Source organism: Buttiauxella noackiae ATCC 51607, from assembly GCF_001654865.1.
Lineage (GTDB): Bacteria > Pseudomonadota > Gammaproteobacteria > Enterobacterales > Enterobacteriaceae > Buttiauxella > Buttiauxella noackiae.
On record NZ_LXEO01000052.1, the window covers coordinates 18,570 to 36,843 of the forward strand.

The window sequence follows — 18,274 nt, forward strand, 5'->3', positions numbered from 1 at the left end:
CACGGTTAATAAGTAGGCCGGATAAGCAAAGCGTCTCCGGCAAAACCAATTAATGTGAATCGATAAAGACGATTTTAAGAACAAACAGCAGCGCCACAACAATCACGCATGGGCTAATTTCACGCCAGCGGCCTGTGCCAAGTTTCATCACACAGTAAGAGATGAAGCCCAGTGCGATACCTTCTGTGATTGAGAAGCTAAATGGCATCATTACCGCAGTAATAAACGCTGGAACGGCTTCAGTCAGGTCATCCCACTTCACGCGCGACAGGCTGGATGTCATCAACACGCCAACGTAAATCAGTGCGCCTGCTGCTGCATATGCCGGAACCATACCCGCCAGCGGTGACAGGAAGATAACCAGCAAGAATAACAGGCCAACGATAACCGCAGTCAGGCCAGTGCGCCCGCCAACAGACACGCCAGAAGAGCTTTCGATATACGCGGTAACGGAAGATGTCCCGATAAATGCACCCGCAACAGAAGAAACGCTATCAACGTACAGCGCTTGCTTCATGCGTGGGAATTTCCCTTTTTCGTCGGCAAGCCCTGCTTTATCTGTCACGCCAATCAGCGTACCAGATGAGTCAAACAGGTTAACCAGCATAAAGGAGAAGATAACGCCTGCCAGACCAATGTTCAGTGAACCGGCTAAATCAACCTGGCCCACAACAGACAGCACACTTGGTGGCGCGGAGACAATACCGTGATATTGAACATCACCCATCATCCAGCCCAGCAGAGTAGTCACAACGATTGAGACCAACACAGCTGCGTGAATGTTACGCGAAGCCAGGATTGCAATGATAAAGAAGCCCAGCGCGCCCAGCAGAACGCTGTGCGAAGTCAGGTTACCAATGGTCACCAGGGTATCTTTGTTCGCTACGATAATACCGGCGTTTTTCAGCCCCATCATACCGATGAACAGACCGATACCACTGGTAATACCGACACGCAGACTCACCGGAATATTGGCAATCATCCAGTAGCGAACGCGGAAAATGGTCAGCAGCAGCAAACCTACGGCACCCCAGAAAATGGCGCCCATGCCGACTTGCCAGGAGATCCCCATCGCGCCAACCACCACAAAGGCGAAGAACGCGTTCAGACCCATGGCCGGTGCCAGTGCTACTGGCAGGTTGGCGAAAATACCCATCAGGATGCTACCTAATGCGGCAATCAAACAGGTGGTGACAAAAACGGCCTGGGTATCCATACCAGCGGCGCCAAGGATCTGCGGGTTGACGAAAACGATATACACCATCGTCAGGAAGGTCGTAAGACCGGCGATCACTTCAGTGCGGGCCGTGGTGCCGTGTTCGCGCAGTTTAAACACGCGCTCGAGCAGCCCCGGATTTGCGGCCGGAGTAGATTGTGGTTGGCTCATTAGTCTTAATTCCGAACATTGAGAGGGAAAATCCGTCGCTATCCTATACCAAAAATTACAAAACATGATGACCAACACAGATTTTTTTTCATTGAATTTTCTTATACGGCAACGATTGCGTGCCACAAAAATTGCGCAAATTGGGTAAGATGGCCGTTCACTCTTTAATAAGGAAGCGGTATGTCCCGGATAGATGCGGTGTTCTTCGACTGCGATGGCACGCTGGTTGATAGTGAGGTTATTTGCTCCAAAGCCTACGTACATATGTTTGCGCAATACGGCATTGAACTTGCGCTTGAGGAGGTTCACAAAACCTTTAAGGGTATAAAGCTCTACGAGATTATCGATACTATCAACGCCCAATATGGCGTGAATCTGTCAAAAGAGGTGCTGGAGCCTATTTATCGCGCTGAGGTTTCGCGACTGTTTGACAGCGAGCTGGTGGAGATTGAAGGAGCCGCCGCGTTAGTCGCGCAAATCAAAGTGCCGATGTGTATCGTCTCCAACGGCCCTGTCAGCAAGATGCAGCATTCGTTGGGCAAAACCGACATGCTTCACCATTTCCCGGACAAACTGTTTAGTGGCTACGATATTCAGGCGTGGAAACCCGATCCGGCATTAATGTTTCATGCTGCAGATGCCATGCGCGTGGATGTGAAGAACTGCGTTCTGGTGGATGACTCTATGGCCGGTGCGCAATCAGGTATTGCCGCAGGCATGGAAGTTTTTTATTTCTGCGCCGACCCGCATAACAAGCCGATTGACCATCCGAAAGTGACAACCTTTACCGATTTAGCGCAGTTGCCGGAGTTATGGCGTGCGCGAGGCTGGAATATTACGGGTTAAAGAAGATGGCGGATGGCGCAAGCTTATCCGCCCTACAACTACCGCGCAGGCACGGCAATCCTCCCACATTTTACCCTAACTACAGAATTAGCCTCTATTAGCTCTTTCCGTGCATGAACGATTGATTTCTCACGACTCCAGTCAGAAATACCATGTACTTTGAATGGACTAAGACAGAAACATTCTCTGGCGGAGTTTATAAAACCCTCGTTTTATTTACTCGCCTGGCATACCCAAAGATGTACCTGGCGTACGATCTCGTACGATTGGGCTTCAAACTCTTTTAGGCACACCATCTTTTAGTGTTTTTACCACGGACATAAGACATGTCTTGCCTGGTGCTTTATTTGAAAGTTTAATAACCTTAATTTAAAAATGGGAACAGGGAACATGGATGTTCAGGTTACTAAGAGCATGGGATGCAGAAAGAGAGCTTTCTCCGGCTGATTTTCAGTACATTTTGTCTCCGCGGGATGCTTTAAGCCAGGCGCGAATATTCTACGAAATCAGTAGCGATCATTATCATTACCCCGACAACATTTCCTGCCATGACGTCCCCCGACGCAAAAGCGGAAATCTGAGCCTGTTTTCCGCGCCTGATAAGCGCCGTCAGAGGGGTTATGCCGATAACGTTTACGACGATACGCAGCGAAATATCGACGAGGGCTGGATCATCGGCATCGACACTCACGCCCAGTGGGATAATCGCCGCAATCCATTCTATTTCGATGAAGACAGCAATCTGGTCTACGACTGTTTTATGGATCACTATCACGAGTGGTTCGAAAGTGAAGTGAGAAAGGCTTATGAAAAGTGCCTTAACAACCACAACGGACGTAAACCCGCACCGACTGTGAAGCAGGCGTATTACGGCGATGCACCAGTGCAACACGCACAGGCAGCGAAAACCATCAACAGCAAAGCTGCGGGACGGCTTCTGGCGGCTGGTGGTATTTATAACGGTAATATAGAAGGATTTCATGACACTGCGCAGCAGCTTGGTGGCGATGCACCAGCGGGTTACGATCAGGTCATGGATAACAAAGGCCTGATTATTGCGGGTGCATCTGTTGCTGCTGGCGCGATGATGGGGAGAATACCAGTTTCGGAACTGGAAGAACTTGGGAAAACCATCCCAAATGGAGCCACAGCAAACAAAAATGGGAATTTGATATCAGAACTAAAGGATGTAACTCAAAAACAACTTGATAAAAAATTTAAACACGCCATTGATTTTGGTGTCACTTCAACCAAGAAGAACCCTGAAACTTTAGGTTATTTTCACGATGCTATAAAATCTCATATGAAAGATACCGACACCTTTAAACTCGGAACTTATGGATTTGTAAAAGACTCAAATGTGTTCTTTAACCCAAATAGTAATAGTGCCGTTGTTCTGGGGGAGTCTGGTAATTTCATTACAGGATTTAAACTTGATTCAACATCAGCTCAATATGATAACTACATAAAAAACGGGATATTACGATGAGCATTTCAATTTATACATTTACAAAGTCATTTGCTAACGAAAGACTTTCTGCTGATGAGTTCGTCAATGCCTATATGGAGCTATGGCGGATAGAGCGAGATAACAAACAATTATCACAAGATAATCAAGATTTGAGCGAGTACTTATCCAGTGTGTTTTGCTTGGCTGACTCATACAACCCAGAAGATGATAGAGATGATCATGAAATTGATGAGAATAAACTTCGTGAACAAATCATATCAATGATTAACTCATTTGAGAGTAAACATCCAAAAAATATCTAAAGTAAATCAAAGCATAGGGAGCTTCAATCTTAGTTACGTTGCCCACCTCAGACAAATAGCCCACGATAGCGCAATGCCGCTCCCTAAACTGCGGCACTATAACGGCTTCCACTACAGGGAGCCGTTTTCCTATGCCACTTCTCAACGACCTGCTCTATTTCCACGACCACCCGCTCATGCCGCCACCTTCTGCACAGCTTTTCGCAGAGCACCTTCCGGCTGAGTGGATACAACATTGCCTGACGCTTTAGCACGCCACGGTTCGCCGTCGTCGTCTGCCCGGTGATAGGGTTATCTGGATGGTGGTTTCTATGGCATTTTTCCGCAATGAACCCATTACCGTTCCACGCATGACAACGATTTTTGTTAAGTGAGATACAGGCCATGAGAAGAGAAGAGTTTGAAGTAGTTGTGTTAGCCGAAGATTTGCCGGATGAAGGTTTAACTAAAGGCATGGTGGGTGCCATCGTATTTATTCATGAAAAACAAAATCTGGCTTACATGGTTGAATTTGTTGATGATGAAGGGCGAACTATTGCGATGCCTGATCTTTTACCTGAGCAAATAACGGATTATATCCCGTAAGGATAATTACAGGATTGCGGATTTACCATAACATCCGATACCTGCCCCACCGCATCACCACGGATGGCGTTTCCGGTGTATTCAAGGAAAAAGATCCACCTTAAAACAGAGCCTTTGTTGCTCAATTTAGTCGGATTCAGAAACGTTGCGTGAATATTATGTGGCGCTAACGATAGTGCTGTTAAATCATAAGGAGTCAGCGGAACAGAAGGCACACATCACGGGAATATTATTTGAAATGGTGAATCTGCTGGTCGACGACTTAAAAGCACCACGTTTTATTGATACTGGTGAGGGGTTGGCGATGATGAGCGGGGAGAAGGTTTCAGCAATTCATTAAGTTAGAAGAGTGGATAAAACCCCTCTCCTAATGGAGAGGGAACTGATTAAGTCAGATGAGGCAATAAATCACTCTTTCGGATCTTTACCCGCCAGCAACTTATCCAACTCGTCACCGCCGACATGACGGAAGTCCTGGCCTTTAACGAAGTAGAAAATAAACTCGCAGATATTCTGGCAGCGGTCACCAATACGCTCGATTGAACGCGCACAGAACAGCGCAGTCAGCACGCTTGGAATGGTGCGTGAGTCTTCCATCATATAAGTCATCAATTGGCGCACGATGCCTTCATATTCCTGGTCAACTTTCTTATCTTCACGATAGATACGCACTGCTTCATCGAGATCCATTCGCGCAAAAGCATCCAGCACATCATGCAGCATTTGCACGGTATGGCGGCCTAAGGATTCCAGGCTAACCAGCAACGGTTGGTGCTGCTGGGAGAATTTCTCCAGCGCCGTGCGGCAAATTTTATCGGCAACGTCACCGATACGTTCCAGCTCAGAAATTGTTTTGATGATGGCCATTACCAGGCGCAAGTCACTGGCGGTTGGCTGGCGTTTCGCAATGATGCGTACACAGGCTTCATCGATCGCGACTTCCATCATATTGACTTTCTGGTCGCCTTCGATAACGCGCTTCGCCAGCTCGCCATCTTGATTGTGCATGGCGGTGATGGCATCAGAAAGCTGTTGCTCCACCAGCCCACCCATGGTCATCACCTGAGTGCGGATATATTCCAGCTCGGCATTAAACTGGCCGGAAATGTGTTTGTTGAGATTGAGGCTATCCATTGTATTCTCCCGTTGCCCGATAGATTTTAGACAGTAACAAGGCGGCAACTGAGCGAATCCCCAGGAGCGTAGAAAACTACGTGACTGGGGTGAGCAAAGGCAGCCAACACAGTTACAGGCTGAAAGATAAAGGGCAAATCAACCGTAACGGCCAGTAATGTAATCTTCGGTTTGTTTTTTCGCAGGGGTGGTAAACAGCGTATCGGTTTCGCTAAATTCAATCAGCTCACCCAGGTACATAAACGCGGTGTGATCTGAACAACGTGCCGCCTGCTGCATGTTGTGGGTAACGATAACCACGGTGTAATCCTGTTTCAGCTCGGTGATCAGCTCTTCAATACGACCGGTAGAGATTGGGTCGAGCGCTGAACATGGCTCATCAAGCAGCAACACTTCCGGGCGAATCGCAATACCACGCGCAATGCACAGACGTTGCTGCTGGCCACCGGAGAGACTGTATCCGCTCTGGTGTAATTTATCTTTGGTTTCATTCCACAATGCGGCTTTGGTCAAAGCCCACTGCACACGCTCGTCCATGTCGCTGCGTGACAGCTTTTCAAACAGGCGCACGCCGAACGCGATGTTGTCGTAAATCGACATCGGGAATGGCGTCGGCTTCTGGAATACCATGCCAACTTTGGCGCGCAATAAGGCGATATCCTGGCTCTGGGTGAGGATATTTTCCCCATCCAACAGAATCTCACCTTCGGCACGCTGCTCTGGGTAGAGCGAGTACATTTTGTTGAATGTACGCAGCAGGGTGGATTTGCCACAGCCTGACGGGCCAATGAATGCGGTAACCTGGTTCTTAGCGATATCCAGATTGATGTTTTTCAGGGCATGGAACTTACCGTAATAGAAGTTCAAATCACGAACCTGAATTTTGTCTGGGGTAGTATCGACCATACTCATCTGTTTCTTAATCTCCATCCGACGCCGCCTTTGCCGCGTCGCAAAATTTAACCGTGTTTACTCTTTGAGAAAATCACGCGCGCCAGAATGTTCAGCAGCAGCACACAAAGGGTAATAATCAGAACGCCAGCCCAGGCTAACTGTTGCCATTCGGCAAACGGGCTCATTGCAAATTTGAATATCGTGACCGGCAAGTTAGCCAGTGGCTGCATCATGTCGGTGCTCCAGAACTGGTTGGAGAGAGACGTGAACAGCAGAGGGGCCGTTTCACCCGCGATACGTGCAATCGCCAGCAATACCCCGGTAATAATCCCGGAAACAGACGCTTTGAGCGTAATCGCGGAAATCATTTTCCACTTTGGCGTGCCAAGTGCGTAAGCCGCTTCGCGCAGGCTATCCGGCACCAGTTTAAGCATGTTTTCGGTAGTACGAATAACAATTGGCACCTGCAACAACGCCAGCGCAATCACCCCAGCCCAGCCGGAAAAGTGCTGCATTTTCGCGACAACAATGGTGTAGACAAACAGACCAACGACGATTGATGGTGCAGAAAGCAGGATGTCGTTTATAAAACGAATGATTTCAGCCAGTGCGGATTTGCGTCCGTATTCCGCCAGGTAGATACCCGCCATGATGCCCAGCGGCGTTCCGAATACGGTCGCCCACAGGATTAACAGGCCACTGCCCGCAAGGGCGTTGGCTAAACCACCGCCTTCCGTATTTGGTGGAGGCGTCATTTCGGTAAACAGCGCAATCGACATGCCGTCGATACCGCGCGTCACCGTTGAGAACAGGATCCACACCAGCCAGAACAGACCAAACGCCATCGTTCCCATTGAGAGTGTCAGCGCTATGCGGTTTTTGAAGCGGCGCTTCGCCTGCATTTTGCGGCGAGATTCAGCTAAAGCGGCGCGGCTTTGCATTTCCATTGTTGTCATGAGCGCGCTCCTTCATTCTTCGCCAGACGCATAACCATGAACTTAGAGATAGCCAGTACGATAAAGGTGATAACAAACAAAATCAGGCCAAGTTCCATCAGCGCTGCGGTGTGCAGGCCAGATTCCGCTTCAGCAAATTCGTTCGCCAGGGCAGACGTAATACTGTTGCCCGGCATATACAGCGATGCATTATCGAGTTGATAGGTGTTCCCGATGATAAAGGTCACTGCCATGGTTTCACCCAGAGCACGACCCAGACCCAGCATCACACCACCAATCACACCATTTTTGGTGAACGGTAAAACAATGCGCCAGATAACTTCCCATGTGGTGCAGCCAATACCGTAGGCCGACTCTTTCATCATCACAGGGGTTTGTTCGAATACATCGCGCATTACAGCCGCAATGTAAGGGATGATCATGATTGCCAGTATTACGCCTGCGGCGAGAATACCGATACCAAACGCTGGGCCTGAAAACAGTTCACCAACAATCGGCACAGAAGAGAGCACGTTGCCGACAGGTTCCTGGAAGTATTTCGCAAACAGCGGAGCAAAGATAAACAGGCCCCACATGCCGTATACGATACTTGGGATAGCGGCCAACAGTTCAATGGCAATACCCAGCGGGCGACGCAGCCAGTTTGGTGCCAGTTCCGTCAGGAAAAGGGCGATACCAAAACTCACAGGCACAGCAATCAGCAGGGCAATAAACGAAGTCACCAGCGTGCCGTAAATCGGAACCAGTGCACCGTAAATATCGTTAGGAGCATCCCACTCTTTGGTCCACAAAAACGAGAAACCAAACTTCTGAATACTCGGCCAGGAGGAGATGATCAGGGAGATGATGATGCCGCCCAGCAGAAATAGCACAATCAGCGCAGCCAGTTTTACCAGCGCACTGAAAATGACATCACCTTGTTTACCAGGGGACTTGAACGTCGGCTTACTTACCGCCATAGCTTACTCTTTAAGTTTAAATACATTTCTTACAACATGTCGGATGTCGCTTACGCTAATCCGACCTACGAAAAGCAATTGTAAGGCGGATAAGCATTCGCGCCATCCGCCATTCTCGTTAATTAATAAAGCGCCTTACCAGAGCTGTCTTTCACGTTGGTCTTCCATGCAGCACGAACCTGCTCAACCACCGCATCTGGCAGAGCGGCGTAATCCAGGTCACTTGCCTGTTTAGCACCGTCTTTATAAGCCCAGTCGAAGAACTTCAGAACTTCAGCACCTTGCTCTGGGTTTTTCTGCTCTTTGTGAACCAGGATAAAGGTTGTAGACGTGATTGGCCACGCGCTGTCACCTTTCTGGTTTGTCAGATCCTGAGCGAATGATTTGCTCCAGTCAGCACCCTTCGCCGCATTGGCGAAGTTCTCTTCTGAAGGCGCTACTGGTTTACCATCAGCAGATACCAGTTTGGTATAAGCAAGATTGTTTTGTTTAGCGTAAGCGTATTCAACATAACCGATTGAACCAGGCAGGCGCTGCACGAAGGCTGCAATACCGTCGTTACCCTTACCGCCCAGGCCGGTCGGCCAGTTTACCGTTGAGCCTGCACCGATTTTAGATTTCCACTCTTCGTTCACTTTCGCCAGGTAGCTGGTGAAGACGAAGGAAGTACCGGAACCGTCAGCACGACGCACAACCGCGATATTCTGCTGTGGCAGTTTCATCCCTGGGTTGAGTTTAGCAATTGCTTCGTCATCCCATTTTTTGATTTTGCCCAGGTAGATGTCACCCAGAGTTTTACCGTCGAGCACCAGCTCACCGGATTTCACGCCCGGCAGGTTTACTGCCAGAACGACACCACCGATAACAGTCGGGAACTGGAACAGCCCCTCTTGTTGCAGTTTATCGTCAGACAGCGGGGCATCAGATGCGCCGAAATCTACAGTGTTAGCAATGATTTGTTTAACGCCACCTGAGGAGCCAATACCCTGGTAGTTCACTTTATTACCAGTTGATTTATTGTAGGTATCTGCCCATTTGGCATACACCGGCGCAGGGAATGTTGCACCAGCACCAGTCAGGCTTGCAGCGGCGTTTGCGCCGAAAGCAGTCAGGGATAAGGTCGCGGCGACAACAGTTGCGACAGTGGTACGCATAACTTTCATAATGTCTCCTGCAGAGGTGAACGTAAATCGTTGTTTAGTGGATGCAGGATAGAAAATAGGACAGTTTGGTGACAGTTAAATGTACGAAATATGACAGTTTTATGACAGGCCGCTTTGCTGCTTATTTTCCCCTGTCATACGGCAGATTCTGAATGCTTAATCCGCTTCAATAATTCACTTTGTTCCTCGCCAGTTAAATAGCGTGATTCCCCTAACGGCAACCCTTCCAGATAGATATTCATGATGCGGATTCGTTCAAGCCGGGTGACTTCATAGCCAAAATACTTACACATCCGGCGGATCTGACGGTTCAATCCTTGAACTAATATAATGCGAAATATTTGAGAAGATTCTTTCGTCACTTTACAGGGTTTGGTTACCGTACCCAGTATCGGAACACCCGCGCTCAACCCAATAATAAACTCGTCAGACATCGGTTTGTTCACGGTGACGACATACTCTTTTTCGTGATTATTACCGGCGCGTAGAATTTTATTAACTACATCACCGTGGTTGGTCAGTAAAATCAGCCCCTGCGAATGTTTATCCAGACGCCCGACAGGAGAAACGCGTTTGTCGCTATGAATGAGACCACTGATGTTATCGCACACACTCTTTTCCATCGTGGTGATGATGCCCACAGGCTTATTTAGAACCATCAGCACGAGATCGTTTTCATCACGGGGCTCAATAAGCTGGTTGTTTAGCTTCACCACATCCCCGGAAAACACCTGAGCGCCAAAACTAGCCTGCCTGCCGTTAATAAACACATCGCCTTCTTCAACGTAACGATCGGCCTGACGGCGGGAACAGATACCGCAATCGCTAATGTACTTATTAATTCGTATCGGTGAATCGGTGGGGATTATGCGGTGCATATCATTCATATTTTTCATCATTACTAGTAATTCATCACTTAAAGAAATGTGACACACATCACATACATTATCCTTTAGGGGTAGATTACACATAAAAAATTGAGATTAATCACAAATAAAAGTGAAACACAGGTTCATTATCAAAAGAAGATGTGATCTACATAACAAAAACAAGTCCAGGATGGGCCAAACCAGAATCCTCGACGTCTTCTGAAGCGCCGCTGATTTTTATCTCCTCTGAATTATTTATTTGCCTGCTGCCTTGCAGCGGGCAGGCCACTTATTGCTTGAAAACGGGGATTCATTATGCGCAAAACAGGCCACAAGCGCTGGTTTATGCTGTCACTGGTGACATTAGGCACCATTCTTTGCTATTTAACCCGAAATACTATTTCTGCCGCAGCGCCAACATTACAGAGCGATTTGCACATTACCACCCAGCAATATTCTTACATTATTGCGACATTCTCGGCGTGTTACACCATTGCACAACCTATCGCAGGTTATCTGCTTGATACTTTAGGCACCAAAGTGGGTTACACCATTTTCGGCCTGATGTGGGGTGTGTTCTGCATTGGTGCATCATTTGCGACAGGCTGGAAAGGTTTGGCAATGTTCCGTGGCCTTGGTGGTTTCGCCGAAAGTGCGATGATTCCTGCCGGATTAAAATCAGTGACTGAATGGTTCCCGGATACCGAACGTTCAGTCGCCGTAGGCTATTTCAACGTTGGTTCTTCTATAGGCGCAGTGATCGCACCTCCGCTGGTGGCCTGGGCTATTTATATCAGAGACTGGAGACTGGCGTTTATTCTCGTCGGTATTTTCAGTGTGCTGTGGGCTACGGGTTGGTACTTCACTTATAACCGTCCATCGAAAAGCAAATCACTGTCCCGGGAAGAGTATCTCTATATAACCGATGGTCAGCCAGAGAAACCAAAGGTTGAGAAAGTTCGTATTGGTCGCCTGCTGAAACAACGTAAGTTTTGGGGTATCGCATTGCCGCGTTTCCTGGCAGAACCTGCGTGGGGTACGTTTAACGCGTGGATCCCACTGTTTATGGTGCACACCTACGGATTTAACCTTAAAGATATCGCTATGTTTGCCTGGATCCCGATGCTGTTCGCCGATTTTGGCTGCATTATTGGCGGTTATCTGCCTGGTATGTTCCAGAAAATTTTCGGGGTGAATATTGTTGTATCGCGCAAACTGGTCGTCACAATGGGTGCCGTGCTGATGATCCTGCCGGGCATGGTCGGTTTGTTCGGCAGCCCAATGGTGGCAATTGCACTGTTATGCGTCGGTGGCTTCGCTCACCAGTCACTGTCTGGCGCGTTGATTACGCTGTCTTCTGATATGTTCGACTCCAACGAAGTTGCTACCGCTAACGGATTTACCGGCATGGCTGCGTGGACGGCCAGCACCATGTTTGCACTGGTTGTGGGTGCGCTGGCTGACACTGTTGGTTTCAGCCCGTTGTTCGCGGTGCTTTCGGTGTTTGATGTTATCGGAGCGATTGTCTTGTGGGTGTTGCTGAAATCACCTGAGGAACCAAAACTGGTGACACAGAAAGAGAGTTGATTTAGCAATAAAAAGCCCGGTTGTGCTAAGCGCAACCGGGCTTTTTCATTTTGTATGACAGCTTAAAACGGCTTACTCAACCGTAACTGATTTTGCCAGGTTACGTGGCTGGTCAACGTCGGTGCCTTTAATCAGCGCAACGTGATAAGACAGCAACTGCAACGGGACGGTGTAGAAGATAGGTGCGATCACTTCTTCAACGTGAGGCATTTCAATGATGTGCATATTGTCGCTGCTAGCAAAGCCTGCATCTTTATCTGCAAATACATACAGATGGCCGCCACGCGCGCGCACTTCTTCGATATTCGATTTCAGCTTTTCAAGCAGTTCGTTGTTTGGAGCCACAACGATAACCGGCATATCCGCATCAATCAGCGCCAGCGGGCCGTGTTTCAGCTCGCCTGCCGCATACGCTTCAGCGTGAATGTAAGAGATCTCTTTGAGCTTCAGCGCGCCTTCCATTGCGATTGGGTACTGATCGCCACGACCTAAGAACAGCGCATGATGCTTGTCAGAGAAATCTTCAGCCAGCGCTTCAATACGTTTGTCCTGGGACAACATTTGCTCGATACGGCTCGGCAGCGCCTGCAAACCATGAACAATGTCTTGCTCAATCGAAGCATCAGCACCTTTCAGGCGGCTCAGTTTCGCCACCAGCATCAGCAGAACGGTCAACTGAGTGGTAAACGCTTTGGTCGAAGCCACACCGATTTCAGTACCCGCGTTGGTCATCAGCGCCAGATCGGATTCACGCACCAGAGAAGAACCCGGCACGTTACAGATAGCCAGAGAGCCCAGATAGCCCAGCTCTTTAGACAAACGCAGCGCCGCAAGGGTATCTGCCGTTTCACCGGACTGAGAAAGGGTAATCATCAGGCTGTTACGACGCACCGCTGATTTACGGTAGCGGAATTCAGACGCGATTTCGACATCGCAAGGCACGCCTGCCAGTGATTCAAACCAGTAGCGCGAAACCATCCCTGAGTTGTAGGAAGTGCCACACGCCACAATTTGAATGTGCTCAACCTGAGACAACATTTCGTTGGCTTGTGGGCCAAGCTCAGAGAGATCGATAGCACCATGGCTAATGCGGCCCGTCAGGGTATTTTTAATCGCGTTCGGCTGCTCGTAGATCTCTTTTTGCATGTAGTGGCGATAAATACCTTTATCGCCTGCGTCATATTGCAGACTGGATTCGATATCAGGACGTTTAACCTGCTCACCTTTGGTATCGAATACGGTTACAGAGCGACGAGTCACTTCTGCGATATCGCCTTCTTCCAGGAAGATGAAGCGACGCGTTACCGGCAGCAATGCCAGTTGGTCGGAGGCGATAAAGTTTTCTCCCATCCCCAGGCCGATAACCATTGGGCTGCCTGAACGGGCTGCCAGCAGCACGTCTGGATTACGGGTGTCCATGATGACAGTGCCGTAAGCGCCACGCAGTTGCGGGATGGTTCGCAGCACAGCTTCACGCAAAGTACCGCCTTGCTCCAGTTCCCAGTGAACCAGGTGAGCAATAACTTCGGTATCCGTTTGTGAAACGAAGGTGTAACCACGACCCTGTAGTGCTTCGCGCAGCGGTTCATAGTTTTCGATAATGCCGTTATGAACCACCACAATATGTTCGGAAACATGCGGGTGAGCGTTAACTTCTGATGGTTCGCCGTGTGTCGCCCAGCGAGTGTGTGCAATACCAGTACCGCCATGCAGCGCAGTTTCTGCGGCAGCTTCAGCCAGCTTGTTCACTTTACCCAGACGACGCAGACGGGTCATATGACCTTTTTCATCTACTACAGCCAGGCCCGCAGAGTCATAACCACGGTATTCCAGACGACGTAATCCTTCGAGAAGGATTTCAGCGATATCACGTTGCGCAACCGCGCCAACAATTCCACACATAAGATTAGATTCCTGATAATGGCTTTACGCCATGTGTTGTCGCTGACCTGTTTTACCTGTCGTCTTTCGCACTACAGATGCGTTGGCTGCACTTGCTCATCCAGACCACTTACTTGTGTAAGCTCCCAGGAATTCTCAAGTTTACCGCCTTTCTGTCGCACGAAATTCTTTAGGTAAATATCCCGTTTTCCGGGGCCCCGAGCCTTGTAGAGAGTGGGGTTATTTTTTAGTACTGCCGCGGAGCGGGTCATTTTCGAGAATGACCTTCACTCCAACCCTCTCCCATGGGAGAGGGTTAAAAAATTATTTTTTCTTAACCGGGCGCTGCCAACCCTGAATATGAGTCTGCTTCACACGGCTGATAACCAGTTCGTCTTCACCAACGTTACGCGTGACCGTTGTGCCTGCGCCAATCGTCGCACCGCGTGCCACAGTGACCGGTGCCACTAATTGGCTGTCTGAACCGACAAAAACGTCATCGCCGATGATAGTTTTAAATTTGTTCGCGCCATCGTAGTTACAGGTAATGGTGCCAGCGCCGATATTCACGTTATCGCCAATTTCAGCATCACCCAGGTAGCTTAAGTGCCCGGCTTTTGAGCCTTTGCCCAGACGCGCTTTTTTCATTTCCACGAAGTTGCCTACGTGTGCGCCTTCCGCCAGTTCCGCACCAGGGCGCAAACGAGTGAACGGGCCAATGGTACAGGCTGCCGCAAGGGTAGAATCATCTACAACGGTGTATGGACTAATTTCGCAGTCATCACCAATCACGCTATTTTTGATAACGCAGCCAGTGCCAATTTTGACGCGATGACCTAAGGTCACCGAACCTTCAATAATGACATTAGTATCAATTTCTACATCACGCCCGTGCGTCAGTTCACCACGCAGGTCGAAACGCGCCGGATCGCGCAGCATCACACCTGCCAGCAGCAGTTTATCTGCTTGTTCACATTGGTAGACGCGCTCAAGACGTGACAGTTGCAGGCGGTTGTTCACGCCTTCTACTTCACTTAAACGGTCCGGGTGAACGGCGGTGATTTCACGGCCTTCGTGGTGCGCCAGCGCGATAATGTCAGTGATATAGAACTCACCCTGCGCATTGTTGTTATCGAGCTTCGCCAACCAGCGTTTCAGATCCGCACCATTCGCCACCAGAATACCTGTGTTGATTTCGTCAATTTTGCGTTGTTCTTCAGTCGCGTCTTTATGCTCAACAATGCCAACAACCTTGCCATTCTCACGAGCAATACGACCATAGCCGGTTGGATCGTCGAGTTTTACAGTCAGCAAACCAATGCCGCCTTGTGGTTTGGCATCACGCAGTCGCTGTAGAGATTCGACGGAAATCAGCGGCACATCACCGTAAAGCATCAGAATGTCTTCGTCGTCAGCAAAGAACGGCGCAGCTTGCTGCATTGCATGACCTGTCCCCAACTGCTCAGCCTGCAATACCCAATTAAGTGAGCTATCGCTGAGTGTATTTTTGAGCAGATCGCCGCCATGGCCGTAAACCAGATGTACACGCTGGGCACCTAAGTTATTAGCCGCATCAATAACATGTTGAACCATCGGTTTCCCGGCAAGGGTATGTAATACCTTCGGGAGGTCTGAATACATGCGGGTTCCTTTGCCTGCGGCTAGGATAACCACGCTCATCGCATTGTTTGACATACGCGTCCTGACTTTAATTTGAGAAGGAAGTAAAACGATTTAACGTTGAAAATTCTACATATTTTGCAACAAAAAACGCGATGCCTAAAAAACAGGCTTCTGATGCTCTTTTCAGTTGCTCATGTGCTCAATTGTAGGTGGATAAGCTCGGAAAAAGTACTTCTGAAATAACAAAAGCCATAGATCTCTGTGGATTAAGACTTCTTTTCAGCCGGAAACAAAGCCACTCCACATATTTGAAATGTTAGTGTTTTAAAAATCAGCCTTTGTGACAAACATAAAAGAAACAATGTTTCATTTTTACAGATAATGGCGCGGACATTTATAAGGAGAATAATAATGGCGTCAAAAATACCTCTGGCTCTTACGCTTTGCGGCGCGGCTTTATCCCTGCCGGCAACCGCACAGCAACAACCCATCTGGCACGCGATTGCTTTCGGGCAATCAACAGATGTTAACTTTTCATCTAACGTCTTACCTGAAAAAGTGGGTGTGAACAACGTCACGATCGACGGCAAAAAGCTGGCAACTGCAGATTCTGCCGATCTGTCCAGGCCCATTACCATAGAAAGCCGTGGCGGTAAAATCGCTAACTCTCACGATGGATTAACGTTCTTCTATACCGCACTACCTGCCAGTGAGAATTTTGTATTACAGGCAACGGTCAGTGTCGATCAGTTTGGCCCTGAAAATGGCGCTAAACCGGCTGCTCAGGAAGGTGCAGGGATGCTGGTCAGAGATGTATTAGGCAACCCGCGCCAGGAGCCACTGAAAGAGGGTTACGAAGAGTTCCCTGCGGCTTCCAATATGGTGATGAATGCCATAATGACGCAGGACAAAAAAGACGCATCACGAGTAAAAATGCAGGCTATAACTCGTGATGGTATTACTCAGCCATGGGGAAATACCGGCTCAACTATTTCTCGTAAAAGCTATCAGGAAGCCATTGATCTAAGTAAAACACCGACTTTCCGCATGAAGCTCGAGCGAACCAATGAGGGTTTTATCACTTCATGGGCTCCAACCGGTAGCGACGCATGGGTTTCTGAAAAAGTTAAACGCGCCGATATCATCACAAGCCAGGATAATGACAAGTATTACGTCGGTTTCTTTGCCTCCCGCAATGCCAAAATCACTGTTAGCGATGCGTCATTAGAAACAAGTGCGGCAAATACAATTGCTTCCGCACCTTTCGTGCCGAAAGCATGGCCTGTTGTGATGCAAATTGCCTCTCCAGCAAAAAGCACCACCAGCGAATACGTGGTACAGGCACGCGCTAACTATGACGGCAACTTCACTGTACGCCAGGATGAAGTTGTGATTGGTCAGGAAAAAGTTGCCAAGGCCGGGGAGATGTTCACTCTGCCAACCAAACTTAAAGAGCAAGCACGTTTCACCGTGACGTTTACCCCAACCAGCGGTAAAGACAAAACCCCTGTCACCCAAAACTTCGTGGTTGAGCAAGTCAAAAACATGGAGGGTAATACGCTTTACGTAGCGCCAGATGGTGCATCAAGTAACAAGGGCTCTCAATCCGCACCATTAGATTTGGCAAGCGCCATATCCCTCGTATCTCCTGGTGGAAAAATCATCTTAAGCAGCGGTGAGTACCCACTTACTACCATTCCGACGGCTGACAGTGGCTTAAAAGGCAAACTGAAAACACTTGAGGCCGATGGTAAAGTCGTGATTCGCGGCCTGGCTTTGGATGGTAACTACTGGCATGTCAAAGGTATTGAAGTCACCGATAAGAGCTTGCGGGTTCAGGGCAGCCATAACCTTATCGAAAGTGTAATCGCCTATAAAAATGACGACACAGGTATCCAGATTTCATCTCCTGCTGATGTAGGCCGTCCACTTTGGGCAAGCTTCAACAGAGTTGTTAACGCGGAATCGTTCAGTAATGAAGATCCTGGCAAAATTAATGCCGATGGCTTTGCGGTGAAGATGCGTGTGGGTGATGGTAACCGTCTTGAAGGATGCTATGCGCATGACAATATTGATGATGGCTATGACCTGTTCAACAAAATTGAAGACGGTGCAAATGGTGTTGTGGTGATCGAGAACTCTATTGCCCGCAACAACACCAGCAATGGTTTCAAACTGGGCGGGGAAGGGCAGCCTGTCGCACATCAAATCCACAACAGCATCGCGATTGGTAACCACCTCGATGGCTTTACCGATAACTTCAACCCTGGTGCACTGGTGGTGGCGAACAACGTCGCGGTGGATAACCAACGCTTTAACTATATCTTCCGCCCAAGCCCTTATGGCAGCGCGGAAACTCAGGGTAAGTTCACCGATAACATTTCATTGCGTAGCGTTGAGGGGAAATATGATGACGCTATCTCCGGCAACGTAGATAACAGCAACTATTTCATTCGGGATGGTAAAACGGAAAACAGCGAAGGTAAGCAACTGAGCATAAAAGATTATCAGTCTTTGACGCTGCCAGTGCCTTTACAACGCAATGCTGATGGTTCGTTCAAAACGGGTGAGTTTCTGACAAAGCAGTAGAATAGTTCAGACGAAAAAAATGCCAGTC

Annotated in this window: 15 protein-coding genes and 2 pseudogenes; 8 read left to right on the forward strand and 9 right to left on the reverse strand. The window is 48.7% G+C overall.

All coding sequences use genetic code 11. The annotated features are described in order from the left end of the window. Positions 1-49 precede the first annotated feature (49 nt). Positions 50-1,387 carry an NCS2 family permease gene (locus M979_RS17470; RefSeq protein WP_064555876.1) on the reverse strand — a complete coding sequence of 446 codons (1,338 nt, stop codon included), beginning with the start codon at positions 1,385-1,387 and terminating at the stop codon, positions 50-52. A gap of 180 nt (positions 1,388-1,567) precedes the next feature. Between M979_RS17470 and yieH the strand changes: the two genes are divergently transcribed. The 6 genes and pseudogenes from yieH (at position 1,568) to M979_RS23410 (ending at position 4,931) form a co-directional block, all read left to right on the forward strand. After that, complete coding sequence (gene yieH / locus M979_RS17475; RefSeq protein ID WP_034460678.1) at positions 1,568-2,233, forward strand: 6-phosphogluconate phosphatase; 666 nt, start codon at positions 1,568-1,570, stop codon at positions 2,231-2,233. Positions 2,234-2,627: 394 nt separating this feature from the next. Then, a complete protein-coding gene (locus M979_RS23845; RefSeq protein ID WP_083963945.1) occupies positions 2,628-3,722 on the forward strand; it encodes a DUF8093 domain-containing protein in 1,095 nt (364 codons plus the stop codon). After that, complete coding sequence (locus M979_RS17485) at positions 3,719-4,006, forward strand: colicin immunity domain-containing protein (protein ID WP_034460679.1); 288 nt, start codon at positions 3,719-3,721, stop codon at positions 4,004-4,006. Before M979_RS23845 ends, M979_RS17485 begins: the two co-directional genes overlap by 4 nt. A gap of 131 nt (positions 4,007-4,137) precedes the next feature. Further along, positions 4,138-4,347: pseudogene (locus M979_RS22690) on the forward strand (transposase domain-containing protein); the annotation flags it as partial. Between the two features lie 43 nt (positions 4,348-4,390). Beyond that, positions 4,391-4,591 (forward strand): DUF4926 domain-containing protein, encoded by a 201-nt coding sequence (locus tag M979_RS17490; protein WP_064555878.1) that lies wholly within the window; start codon positions 4,391-4,393, stop codon positions 4,589-4,591. A 145-nt stretch (positions 4,592-4,736) separates the two neighbouring features. After that, a complete protein-coding gene (locus M979_RS23410) occupies positions 4,737-4,931 on the forward strand; it encodes a hypothetical protein (protein WP_157093268.1) in 195 nt (64 codons plus the stop codon). A gap of 68 nt (positions 4,932-4,999) precedes the next feature. On the opposite strand, the gene phoU is transcribed toward M979_RS23410, so the two are convergent. The 6 genes and pseudogenes from phoU to rluF all read right to left on the reverse strand — a co-directional run. Next, on the reverse strand, positions 5,000-5,725 hold the full coding sequence (gene phoU / locus M979_RS17495) for a phosphate signaling complex protein PhoU (RefSeq protein WP_034460681.1): 726 nt from the start codon (positions 5,723-5,725) through the stop codon (positions 5,000-5,002). A gap of 138 nt (positions 5,726-5,863) precedes the next feature. Further along, on the reverse strand, positions 5,864-6,637 hold the full coding sequence (gene pstB, locus M979_RS17500) for a phosphate ABC transporter ATP-binding protein PstB (protein WP_034460764.1): 774 nt from the start codon (positions 6,635-6,637) through the stop codon (positions 5,864-5,866). A gap of 47 nt (positions 6,638-6,684) precedes the next feature. Beyond that, positions 6,685-7,575 (reverse strand): phosphate ABC transporter permease PstA, encoded by an 891-nt coding sequence (gene pstA, locus M979_RS17505; protein WP_034460682.1) that lies wholly within the window; start codon positions 7,573-7,575, stop codon positions 6,685-6,687. Further along, on the reverse strand, positions 7,572-8,534 hold the full coding sequence (gene pstC / locus M979_RS17510; protein WP_034460683.1) for a phosphate ABC transporter permease PstC: 963 nt from the start codon (positions 8,532-8,534) through the stop codon (positions 7,572-7,574). Before pstC ends, pstA begins: the two co-directional genes overlap by 4 nt. 122 nt (positions 8,535-8,656) lie before the next feature. Beyond that, on the reverse strand, positions 8,657-9,697 hold the full coding sequence (gene pstS / locus M979_RS17515; protein ID WP_064555880.1) for a phosphate ABC transporter substrate-binding protein PstS: 1,041 nt from the start codon (positions 9,695-9,697) through the stop codon (positions 8,657-8,659). Between the two features lie 143 nt (positions 9,698-9,840). Beyond that, a pseudogene (gene rluF, locus M979_RS17520) lies at positions 9,841-10,575 on the reverse strand (23S rRNA pseudouridine(2604) synthase RluF); the annotation flags it as partial. Between the two features lie 306 nt (positions 10,576-10,881). Here rluF and M979_RS17525 point away from each other — a divergent pair. Then, positions 10,882-12,153 carry an MFS transporter gene (locus M979_RS17525; protein ID WP_064555882.1) on the forward strand — a complete coding sequence of 424 codons (1,272 nt, stop codon included), beginning with the start codon at positions 10,882-10,884 and terminating at the stop codon, positions 12,151-12,153. A gap of 72 nt (positions 12,154-12,225) precedes the next feature. On the opposite strand, the gene glmS is transcribed toward M979_RS17525, so the two are convergent. After that, the gene (glmS, locus tag M979_RS17530) at positions 12,226-14,055 is read right to left on the reverse strand and encodes a glutamine--fructose-6-phosphate transaminase (isomerizing) (protein ID WP_064555884.1); all 1,830 of its coding nucleotides are present in this window, start codon (positions 14,053-14,055) and stop codon (positions 12,226-12,228) included. Positions 14,056-14,358: 303 nt separating this feature from the next. After that, on the reverse strand, positions 14,359-15,729 hold the full coding sequence (gene glmU / locus M979_RS17540; RefSeq protein ID WP_034460688.1) for a bifunctional UDP-N-acetylglucosamine diphosphorylase/glucosamine-1-phosphate N-acetyltransferase GlmU: 1,371 nt from the start codon (positions 15,727-15,729) through the stop codon (positions 14,359-14,361). Between the two features lie 339 nt (positions 15,730-16,068). Between glmU and M979_RS17545 the strand changes: the two genes are divergently transcribed. Continuing rightward, positions 16,069-18,246, forward strand: a complete 2,178-nt coding sequence (locus M979_RS17545) for a right-handed parallel beta-helix repeat-containing protein (protein WP_064555887.1) — start codon at positions 16,069-16,071, stop codon at positions 18,244-18,246. Positions 18,247-18,274 lie beyond the last annotated feature (28 nt).